The sequence below is a fragment of the Comamonas sp. B-9 genome (assembly GCF_000410635.1).
GTDB lineage: Bacteria > Pseudomonadota > Gammaproteobacteria > Burkholderiales > Burkholderiaceae_C > Comamonas.
In genome coordinates, this window is sequence record NZ_KE148679.1 from 70179 (window position 1) to 80672 (window position 10494).

The following is a 10494-nucleotide window of genomic DNA, read 5'->3' on the forward strand; positions in this document are numbered from 1 at the left end:
GGGGGGGGAGCCTGCTGATGGCCGGTCTGCCGCTGGGCAGCTTTGCGCAAACCCCTGCCAGCGCCAGCGCCACAACGGCCACGGTGTGGCAGCAGTGCACGGCGCTCAGCGACGGCCCCGCCCGCCTGGCCTGTTTTGACCAATGGGCGCAGCAGCAGTCGCAGCAGCCCCAGCTCAGCCAACAGGCGCAGCCCGCAGCCAGCACCCCTGCCGCCTCGGCCAACGCCATGGTCGGCCTGACCCCGCCAGCTGGCGCCCTCGCCGCCGCCGATGCGCCCGCCCCGATTGGCGGCTGCCGCGACGATGCCTACACCGAGATGTCACGCTTTTGGGAGCTGGAAGCGGGCACCGACTGCGGCCAGTTCAGCTTCCGTGGCTACCGCCCACTGTCGGTGTCGGTGGCTGTCGGCGACAAGGTCAACCGCCAGCCCAGCTCGCTCAACCCGGTCAATTCGGCCACCACCGAGACCGACTACCAGCGTCAGGAGATGCGCATCCAGCTGTCGGTGCGCACCAAGCTGGCGCAAAACCTGCTCACCGACCCCAATGGCAAGCTGCGTGATTCGCTGTGGATTGGCTACACCGGCCTGTCCTACTGGCAGGGGTTCAACTCGGACCTCTCGCGCCCCTTCCGCACGACCGACCACCAGCCCGAGATCTTCTACGTCTACCCGACCACCGCCCAGCTGCCCTTTGGCTGGCGCTGGCGCTACAGCGGCATTGGCCTGGAGCACCAGTCCAATGGCCAGAGCGACCCGCTCTCGCGCAGCTGGAACCGCACCTACCTGATGACCGGGTTTGAGCTGGACAACCGCTGGCAGCTGCAGGCCAAGATCTGGCACCGCATCAACGAGAGCGCGGAAGACGACAACAACCCCAATATCCAGAACTACATCGGCCGCAGCGAGCTGAAACTGGGCTGGAACGTCAACCAGCGCAACTGGATGGGCGTGACCGCACGCGGCTCGCTCAACGGCCATGGCAAGGGCTCCGGCCGCGTCGAATGGATGCACACCCTGGGTGATGGCTGGATGGGCGGCAAGAGCAACCTGCGCCTGCATGCCCAGCTCTTCCACGGCTATGGTGACAGCCTGATCGACTACAACTACAAGCGCACGGTGTTCTCGCTGGGCTTCAGCCTGCTGGACTTCTAAACAGGACGTCTGCTCGGCAGACGTTTTCCAAGCGGATCTAGGCCGACAGCCGCAGCAGGCGCTGGCACAGATCCGACTGCGGATCCTCCAGCCCATGGAGCACCGTGAAATGGTCGCAGCCGGGCAGCGCCGCCTGCTCGGCCACATTGCCTGCCGCCTGCCAGGCGCTGTGCATCAGCCGCGACTGGCGCTCAAACTCGCTTTGTTCGCGCCCGCCCCAGACCAGGTGCATGGGGGTGGCGCAGCGCCTGGCCGCAAACGGGGGTGAGTTGCGCGCAACCAGCCCGTCGTCGAGCTGGATCAGCGGCTGCAGGTAGCTGTAGCGCAGCGGCGCGATATCGTAGAGGCCGCTGATCAGCAGCGCGCCGCGCAGCGGGTCATCGGGCAGGCCATAGTCGCGCTCCCAGCGCGTTTGCAGGCACATCGCAGCCAACTGGCCACCAGCAGAATGCCCGCCCACCACCACCCTTGCCGGGTCGCCGCCATAGGCCTCGATATGGCGCAGCACCCAGGCCAGGCTGGCGCGGCACTGGCGCACGATTTCGTCAATGCTCACCTGCGGGCACAAGGCATAGTTCACCACCACGGTGCAAAAGCCCAGCGCCTGCGGGCCGAAGGCGACGCAGCTGAACTCCTTGGAGGTGTTGGCCCGCCAGTAGCCACCATGCAGATAGACAAACACGGGCGCCGCCGCGCCGCCCTCGGCCGGGAAGATATCCAGCGTCTCGGCCAGAGTCGGGCCAAACGGCACATCCAGCGTGCAGCGCAGCCCCCTACGCGCCTGGGCACTGCGCTCGGCAAAATGCTGGCGCGCGGCAGCCGGGTCGGCCACCGGGCGCAGCGGGTCGTACTGCGCATCAATCTGCGCCTGCGATTCAAAATCGCGGTACATCTTGAAAGGTCCGGGCACAGCCATGGCCGGTTCAGCCGGCATCGGGCACCACGGCGGTGACCTCGATCTCCACCTTGGCGCGGTCCTCGATCAAGGCCACCACCTGCACTGCGGTCATCGCGGCGTTGAAGCTGCCGATCAGCTCGCGGTAGGCCTTGCCGATCTCCGCCTGCTGGGCCATATAGGCCTCTTTGTCGGTGATGTACCAGGTCATGCGCACGATATGCTCGGGCCGGGCGCCGCCCTCTTCGAGCACCGCCACAATGTTCTGCAGCGCCTGGCGCACCTGGCCGGTCAGGTCGTCGGTGTGGAACACCCCTTGCGCATCCCAGCCGATCATGCCGGCGACAAAAATCTGCCGGCCGCTGACCATCACGCCATTGGCATAGCCCTTGGGCCGGGGCCAGCCCTGGGGAAGTAGTACTTGCATGAGACGATTCCTTCTAAAAACCAAGCATTATTGAAAACGCTCACCGGCCAGCCAGGCCGCCATGCGGCGGTGGATGGCTGGCGGTATGCGGATGGCCTCATGGCTGTCCAGGCTGGTGAACACCAGCGCCTGGTGGGCCAGTGCCCGCACCTGGCCATCGTCGCCCACACAGCGCAGCGCCAGCTGCAGCGAGCGGCTGCCCAGCCGCAGCACGGCCAGCTCCAGCTGCACCGCATCGCCCATGCGGGCAATGGCACGAAAATCACAGGCCAGATGCACGATGGGTAGACCCGTGCGCTCGGGCCCCAGCATCTGGGCATAGGGGTGGTGCAGCGCCTGGTTGAACCAGTCCTCGACCAGCGACTGGAACAGCACCAGGTACTGCGGATAAAACACAATGCCGGCCGGATCGCACTGCGCAAAACGGATGCCGGTGGCCACGCGGAAAACGGGGCCGGCCTCAGGCCAGGTCAGGGCTGCCATGTCAGACCCCGATATAGCGCTGCCACAGCGCGGGCTGCGCCTCCAGCTGGGCCGAGCTGCCCTGCCATACCACCTGGCCGCGCTCGATCAAGGTGTGCTGGTCGGCCAGCGCCATCAGCCGCTTGACGTATTTGTCGATCACCAAAATCGCCTGGCCCTGCGCGCGCAAGGCCGCCAGGCACTGCCAGATCTCCTCGCGGATCAGCGGCGCCAGGCCTTCGGTCGCCTCGTCCAGGATCAGCAGATGCGGGTTGGTCATCAGCGCCCGGCCAATGGCCAGCATCTGCTGCTCGCCGCCCGAGAGCCGGTTGCCCGGGTTACCGGCGCGCTCGGCCAGGCGCGGGAACAGCTGGTAGACACGGTCCAGCGACCAGGGGTTGTCCGAGGCATTGCGGTTGGCCGCAAAGGCCTGCAGGTTTTCCTGCACCGTCAGGTTGGCAAAGATCTGCCGGCCCTCGGGCACCACGGCCATGCCCATGCGGGCGATGCGGTCGGCAGGCAGGTGCTCGATGCGCTCGCCCCGAAACCGCACGCTGCCCGCCGATGCCGGTGTCATGCCCAGCAGGCTGCGCACCGTGGTGGTCTTGCCCATGCCATTGCGCCCCAGCAAGGTCGCGACCTCGCCCGCCGCCATGCGCAGATGGATGCCAAACAGCACCTGGCTGCTGCCGTAGCAGGTCTCCAGTGCGTCCACTTCCAGCAAAGTGCTCATCAGGCGGCCTCCTCTGCGGCTTCATCGCCCAGGTAGGCGCGCCGCACATCCGGGTTGCGCCGAATCTCATCGGGCGTGCCCGTCGCGATCACCTTGCCAAACACCAGCGTCGAGATGCGGTCGGCCAGGCGGAAGACCGCGTCCATGTCGTGCTCCACCAGCAGGATCGTCGTGTCCTGGCGCAGCTGCAGCAGCTGCTGCACCATGCGCTCGGATTCGTCCGGCCCCATGCCCGCCATCGGCTCATCGAGCAGCAGCATGCGCGGCCGCGTGGCCAGCGCCAAAGCCACCTCCAGCTGGCGCTGCTCGCCATGTGCCAGCAGACCGGCGGTTTGCTGCAACTGCGCAGCCAGGCCCACGCGCTCGGCCACCTCGGCGGCCTGCGCATAGCGCGCGCTCTCGCTGCGTGCCGGGCGCCAAAAGCGCCAGCTCGATCCATCGCGTGCCTGCACGCCCAGTGCAATGTTCTCCAGCACCGTCAGGCGCTTGAAGATGCTGGTGATCTGGTAGGAGCGCACCAGGCCGGCCTGCACCCGCGCGGGCATGGGCTTGCGCTCCACCGCCTCACCAGCAAACAGGATCTGCCCTTCATCGGGCGCGAGCGCCCCCGACAGCTGGTGGATCAAGGTCGTCTTGCCCGCGCCGTTGGGCCCGATCAAGGCATGGATCTGGCCGGCCTGCACCGCAAAGCTGGCATGGTCGGTGGCCGTCAGGCCACCAAAGCGCTTGACCAGGTTCTGCACCTGCAACAAAGGGGTTGGCATCTTGGCCGTGCTCATCGCTTGCTCCACATGCCGCGCCGCAGGCTCAGCAAACCATTGGGTGCCACCAGCACCACGATCAGCAGCACGGCGCCCAGGCCCAGCTGCCAGTGCACCGTGTAGGCGGCCAGCACTTCTTCCAGCAGCAAAAACACCGCCGCGCCCAAGAGGCCGCCATAGAGATGGCCGACACCGCCCAAGATGACCATGATCAGCAGGATGCCCGACTGGGTCCACTGCAGCATGCCGGGGCCGACAAAGCTGCCCTGGTTGGCCAGCATCGCGCCTGCCAGCCCGGCAAAGGCACCAGCCAACGTAAAGGCCACGAGCTTGTAGCGGTAGACCGGAAAGCCGATGGCCTGCATGCGCGTCTCGTTTTCCTTGATGGCCTGCAGCACATGGCCAAAACGGGCGTTCAGCACCCGCGCCATCAGCAGCATGCTGATGCAGACCAGCGCCAGCACCACGTAGTAGAAGGTCGCGTCCTGGCCCAGGTCCAGACCCAGGCCAATCTCCGAGCGGCTGGGCAGCGACAGGCCGTCATCACCGCCCAGCGATTTGAACGACATGATCAGGTAGTACAGCATCTGCGCAAAGGCCAGGGTGATCATGATGAAGTAGACGCCCTGGGTGCGCAGGCTGATGGCGCCCACCAGCAGCGAAAAGGCCGCACCCATCAGCATCGCCAGCGGCCAGGCCAGCCAGGCGGAGGTCACACCCTGCTGCATCAGCAGGCCCACGGTGTAGGCACCCAGGCCGACAAAGGCCGCATGGCCAAAGCTCACCATGCCGCCAAAGCCGAGGATGAAATTGAGGCTGGCAGCGGCCAGGCCAAACACCAGCACACGGCTGGCCACGCCGATGTAAAACTCTTCACCCGTCGCCTGGGCGATCAGCGGAAAGGCGATCAGCAGCGCCAACAGCGGCAATGCCCAGCGCGGCTGCAAGCGGTGGTCGAAGACGCTGGGCTGCGTGGCCTGCATGGCCTGCGCAGAGGCGGGTCGGGGGGCGGTCGTGTCAGTCATGGGCGGGAAACAAGCCTTGGGGTTTGGTGAAGAGCACGGCAGCCATCAGCACATAGATCAGGATCGAGGCCACGGCCGGGCCGGCGTTGGCTGCCACCTCGGGGCCCATGGCCTTGTCAAACAACAAGGGCACGAGGGTGCGGCCGGCGGTGTCGACCAGGCCGACCAGCAAGGCGCCCAGCAGCGCGCCGCGGATCGAGCCGATGCCGCCAATGACGATCACCACAAAGGCGAGGATCAGAATGCTCTCGCCCATGCCCACCTGCACCGCGAGGAGGGGGCCCAGCATGCCGCCCGCCACGGCACACAGCGCAGCGCCCAGCGCAAACACCAGCGTGAACAGCCAGCGCACATTGGCGCCCATGGCAGTCGCCATCTCGCGGTTGGCCGCGCCCGCGCGCACCTGCATGCCAAAGCGCGTGCGGGTTACCAGGAGCCACAGCAGCAAAGCCACGGCAAGGCCCACGCCGATGATCAGCAGCCGGTAGGCCGGATAGGAGAAACCATCCATCAACTGGACCGGCCCAGCCAGCGCGGCGGGCGGGTTGAGCATCAGCGGCTGCGCGCCCCAGATGATGCGCACGATCTCGTTGCTCATCAGCAAGATGGCAAAGGTGCCCATCACCTGCGACAGGTGGTCGCGGTGGTAGAGGCGGCGCAGGATCGTGTATTCCAGCAGCACGCCCACCAGCACCGTGGCCAGCACCCCCAGGCCCAGGCCCAGCCAGAACGAGCCGGTGGCCTGGCTGAGGCTGGCCACCAGGTAGGCGCCGATCATGTAGAGCGAACCATGGGCCAGGTTGATCATGTCCATGATGCCGAACACGAGCGTGAGGCCAGCGGCCAGCAGGAACAGCATCAGGCCGAACTGCAGGCCGTTGAGCGTCTGCTCAAGAATCAGGATGGTGTTCATCGATCAGGAGGGCATCTTGCAGTCTTTGACGTAGGCATCCTGGTGGTTCTTGAACACCGTGCCCACCGTGCGGTTGGTCAGCTTGCCCTGCGCATCCTTGCTCACCACGCGCAGGTAATAGTCCTGCACCGGAAAGTGGTTGCTGTTGAACTTGAAGCTGCCCCGCACCGACTCGAACTTGGCCGCCTCGATGGCCTTGCGCAAGGCCGCCTTATCATCGAGCTTGCCCTTGACATCACGCACCGCCGCGTCCATCAGGCGGGCGGCGTCATAGCCGTGCGAGGCGTAGAGCGAGGGGCTGCGGCCAAACTCCTTCTGGAAGTCCGCGACAAACTTCTTGTTCGCAGCATTGTCCAGGTCATGCGCCCACTGCGAGGTGTTGAAGGTGCCCAGCATCGAGTCGCCCACCGCACGGATCACGTCCTCATCGGCCGAGAAGCCCGGCGCATACAAGGTGATGTCCTTGGACAGTCCGGCCCCGACAAACTGCTTGATGAAGTTCACGCCCAGGCCACCGGGCAGAAAGATATAGACGCCATCGACCTGGGCCGCACGCATCTTGGAGATCTCCGCGCCATAGTCCAGCTGGCTCAGCGAGGTATAGGTCTCCATGCCGATCTCGCCCTTGTAGAAGCGCCTGAAGCCGGCGATCGAGTCCTTGCCTGCGGGGTAGTTCGGCGCGATCAGCGCCACACGCTTGAAGCCCTTGTCCTGCATGGTCTGGCCCGCTGCCTCATGCAAGGCATCGTTTTGCTGCGAGACATTGAAGAAATACGGGTTGCACTGGGCCCCTGCGTACTGCGAGGGACCGGCATTGGGGCTGATGAAGAAGGTCTTGTTCTGGAACGCCGCCGGGCCCACGGCCAGCATCACGTTGGAGAACACGGTGCCGGTCATGAAATCCACCTTGTCCCGCTTGAGCAGGCGCTCGGCCGTCTGCTTGGCCACCTCGGGGTTTTGCTGGTCATCGACCACCACCACCTCGGCGGGCAGGTTGCCGATCTTGCCGTTCATGTGCTTGACGGCCAGCTGAAAGCCGTCGCGGATATCGGTGCCCAGACCGGCGCCGGGGCCCGACAAGGTGCTCAGCAACCCCACCTTGACCTGGTCGGCGGCACTGGCGCTGCTGGCGCAGAGCAGCGCGATGGACAGACTGACAAGACTGCGATGCAAGAGATGAGGCTTCATGCTGGTTCCCTGGTTGAAGTACGTAAAAATTTGCCGAGCCGCTACTATGCCGGGCTGTGCAGCCGAAACCGTTGTAGTTTTCCCGTAGCTGTGCGCGGCAGCTGCGCGACAAAATCCAGGGCCCGTGGGTATTTGTAGGGCGCCACCGTGCTTTTGACGAAATCCTGCAAGGTCTTGACCATGTCCGCGTCCGCCGCAAAGCCCGGGCGCAGCACCACAAAGGCCTTGACGATCTGGCCGCGCTCGCTGTCGGGCAGGCCAATCACCGCGCATTCGGCCACCGCCGCATGCGCGAGCAAGGCGTCTTCGACCTCGGGCGCGGCGATGTTGTAGCCCGAAGAGATGATCATGTCATCGGTGCGGGCCTGGTAGACAAAGTAGCCGTCCGCATCCATCACATAGGCGTCACCGGTCAGGTTCCAGCCCGCATGCACATACTGGGTCTGGCGGCTGTCGTTCAGGTAGCGGCAGCCGGTGGGGCCCTGCACCGCCAGCTTGCCCACCGTGCCGGCCGGCACTTCCTGGCCCTGCTCATCGACCACCTTGGCGCGGTAGCCGGGCACGGCGCGGCCGGTGGCGCCGGGCCGGGCCTCGTCCTCACGGTGCGAGATAAAGATATGCAGCATCTCGGTCGAGCCGATGCCGTCGATGATCTCGATGCCGGTGGCAGCTTTCCACAGCGCGCGCGTCGAGGCATTCAAGGCCTCGCCGGCCGATACGCATTTGCGCAACCGGGTCTGGCGCAGCCGCTCGCCCTGCTGGGCCATCACGCGGTACGAGGTCGGCGCGGTGAACACCACGGTGGCGCCAAACTGCTCGATGCCATCGACCAGCTGCAGCGGTCCGGCCTTCTCCAGCAGCGCCATCGAGGCACCAATCGCCATCGGGAACAGCACCTGGCCGCCCAGGCCAAAGGTAAAGGCCAGCGGCGGGCTGCCGATGAAGACATCATCGGGCGCAGCCCGCAGCACATGGCGCGGCCAGCAGGCGCAAACCGCCATGACATCGCGGTGGAAATGCATCGTGGCCTTGGGCACCCCTGTGGTACCCGAGGTAAAGCCCAGCAGGCAGGTGTCGGTCGCCGCCGTCTGCACGGTGTCGAAATGCGGCGAGGCCTGGGCCATCAGCGGCTCCAGCGCCTGCGCTGCCGGCAGGCCAGCTCCGTTGAAATAGCGCACAGCCTGCAAGCGCGGGTTGGCGGCCTGCGCTGCCTGCACCTCGGCCAGCAAGGCCGCATCGCAGAGCGCATGGCTGATCTGGGCAATCTCGATGATGGTGCCCAGCTCCTTGGCGCGCAGCAGCGGCATGGCAGCCACCGCAATGCCGCCAGCCTTGACGACGGCAAACCAGCTCGCCACCATCATCGGGTTGTTGGGCGCGCACAGCAGCACGCGGTTGCCGGGTACCAGGCCCATCTGGGCGGTCAATACGTTGGCAATGCGGTTGGCCTGGGCCTGCAGCTCGGCATAGGTCCAGCGCACACCCTGGGCCTGCAGGCACAGGCGCTCGCCCCGGCCCTCGGCCACATGGCGGTCCAGCAGCTCGGCGGCGCAGTTGAGGCGCTCGGGGAACTGCAGCTCGGGCAGCTCGAACAGGTAGTCGGGCTGCAACTCGGGCGGCGGCAGATGCTTGGCGGCAAATCGGTCGATATGCGCGGTATAGGGCGTGGCAGACATCTCGCAAACTCCAGGCTGAAGGAGGAAACCAGGACCGGCGTCCAGGTCCTCGGCAATGGTCAAGGCGCAGCGGGCGCCACTTGTTTGAGCAGCTCACGGGCGATGATGAGCTGCTGCACCTCGGTCGCCCCTTCGTAAATGCGCAGCGCGCGGATCTCGCGGTACAGGCGCTCGACCGGTTGATCGCTGACAACACCCAGCCCGCCCCACATCTGCAGCGCCGCATCGATCACCTGCTGCGCGTTCTCGGTAGCGGTCATCTTGGCCATCGCCGCCTCGCTGGTCACGCTCTGGCCCTGGTCGCGCTGCCAGGCGGCGCGGTAGGTCAGCAGCGCGGCGCTGTCGATCTGCGTGGCCATCTGTGCGAGCTTGGCCTGGGTGAGCTGAAAATCGGCCAGCACGCCCTGGAACATGCGCCGGCTGGTGGCGCGCTGCAAGGCCTCATCCATTGCCCTGCGCGCAAAGCCCAGCGCGGCGGCCGCTACCGAGGTGCGGAACACATCCAGGGTGCGCATCGCCAGCTTGAAGCCCTCGCCCGCCGCGCCAATGCGCTGGCTGGCCGGCACGCGGCAACCGTTGAAGCGCAGCCGCGCCAGCGGGTGCGGCGCGATCACATCGATGCGCTCGGCAATCTCCAGGCCGGGCGTGTCGGCGTCAACGATCAACGCCGAGATACCACGCGCGCCTGGCGCCTCGCCAGTGCGCACAAACACCACATAGAAGTCGGCAATGCCGCCGTTCGAGATCCAGGTTTTTTCGCCGTCGATGACATAGTGGTCACCGTCCAAGCGGGCCGCGCAGGCCATGGCGGCCACGTCCGAGCCGGCATCGGGCTCGGACAGCGCAAAGGCCGCAATGGCCTCACCCCGGGCCACTCGGCCCAGGTAGCGCGCCTTCTGCGCCTCCGTGCCCGCCAGGCTGATCGCACCCGAGCCCAGCCCCTGCATCGCAAACGCAAAGTCGGCCAAGCCGTTGTGGCGCGCCAGGGTCTCGCGGACCAGGCAGATGGCGCGGGTGTCGATCTGCGCAGCTACGCCGCCATGCGCCTCGCCGGCCACCGCATGGCGCAGCCAGCCCGCCTGGCCCAGCGCCTGCACCAGGCTGCGGCAATCGCCGTCGGTATCGCTGCTGTGCACATGGGCCACATGCTGGGCAGCCCAGGCATCGAGCGCCTGCGCCAGCTGCGCGTGGCGCGGCTCAAAAAACGGCCACTGCAGGTAACGGGTGTCGGCCATGTCAGTTCCCCTGGAATTGCGGCTT

11 protein-coding genes are annotated in these 10494 nt (G+C 66.3%); 1 reads left to right on the plus strand and 10 read right to left on the minus strand.

The window, feature by feature from the left end; genetic code table 11:
- Positions 1-17 precede the first annotated feature (17 nt).
- Positions 18-1154, plus strand: coding sequence for a phospholipase A (locus tag H928_RS29900; RefSeq protein ID WP_021028997.1), 1137 nt, complete (start codon positions 18-20; stop codon positions 1152-1154).
- 37 nt (positions 1155-1191) lie between these two features.
- Here H928_RS29900 and H928_RS0125255 read toward each other — a convergent pair whose 3' ends face one another.
- The 10 genes from H928_RS0125255 to H928_RS0125300 are packed head-to-tail and all read right to left on the minus strand — an operon-like array spanning position 1192 to position 10469.
- Entirely contained in the window at positions 1192-2070 is an 879-nt protein-coding gene (locus tag H928_RS0125255; protein ID WP_021028998.1) for an alpha/beta hydrolase, read from the minus strand.
- Between the two features lie 7 nt (positions 2071-2077).
- Positions 2078-2476 carry a RidA family protein gene (locus tag H928_RS0125260; RefSeq protein ID WP_021028999.1) on the minus strand — a complete coding sequence of 133 codons (399 nt, stop codon included), beginning with the start codon at positions 2474-2476 and terminating at the stop codon, positions 2078-2080.
- 27 nt (positions 2477-2503) lie between these two features.
- Positions 2504-2959 carry a thioesterase family protein gene (locus H928_RS0125265; protein WP_021029000.1) on the minus strand — a complete coding sequence of 152 codons (456 nt, stop codon included), beginning with the start codon at positions 2957-2959 and terminating at the stop codon, positions 2504-2506.
- Position 2960: 1 nt separating this feature from the next.
- The gene (locus H928_RS0125270; protein WP_021029001.1) at positions 2961-3671 is read right to left on the minus strand and encodes an ABC transporter ATP-binding protein; all 711 of its coding nucleotides are present in this window, start codon (positions 3669-3671) and stop codon (positions 2961-2963) included.
- Positions 3671-4435, minus strand: a complete 765-nt coding sequence (locus tag H928_RS0125275) for an ABC transporter ATP-binding protein (RefSeq protein ID WP_027011408.1) — start codon at positions 4433-4435, stop codon at positions 3671-3673. The genes H928_RS0125270 and H928_RS0125275 overlap by 1 nt, the downstream gene beginning before the upstream one ends.
- 11 nt (positions 4436-4446) lie before the next feature.
- Positions 4447-5457 (minus strand): branched-chain amino acid ABC transporter permease, encoded by a 1011-nt coding sequence (locus H928_RS0125280; protein ID WP_084635964.1) that lies wholly within the window; start codon positions 5455-5457, stop codon positions 4447-4449.
- Positions 5450-6370 (minus strand): branched-chain amino acid ABC transporter permease, encoded by a 921-nt coding sequence (locus H928_RS0125285; protein WP_021029004.1) that lies wholly within the window; start codon positions 6368-6370, stop codon positions 5450-5452. Before H928_RS0125285 ends, H928_RS0125280 begins: the two co-directional genes overlap by 8 nt.
- Before the next feature lie 3 nt (positions 6371-6373).
- Positions 6374-7558: an ABC transporter substrate-binding protein gene (locus tag H928_RS0125290; RefSeq protein WP_027011409.1), complete on the minus strand. Its 1185-nt coding sequence runs from the start codon at positions 7556-7558 to the stop codon at positions 6374-6376.
- 44 nt (positions 7559-7602) lie between these two features.
- Positions 7603-9234, minus strand: a complete 1632-nt coding sequence (locus H928_RS0125295) for a benzoate-CoA ligase family protein (RefSeq protein WP_021029006.1) — start codon at positions 9232-9234, stop codon at positions 7603-7605.
- A 59-nt stretch (positions 9235-9293) separates the two neighbouring features.
- On the minus strand, positions 9294-10469 hold the full coding sequence (locus H928_RS0125300) for an acyl-CoA dehydrogenase family protein (protein WP_021029007.1): 1176 nt from the start codon (positions 10467-10469) through the stop codon (positions 9294-9296).
- Positions 10470-10494 lie beyond the last annotated feature (25 nt).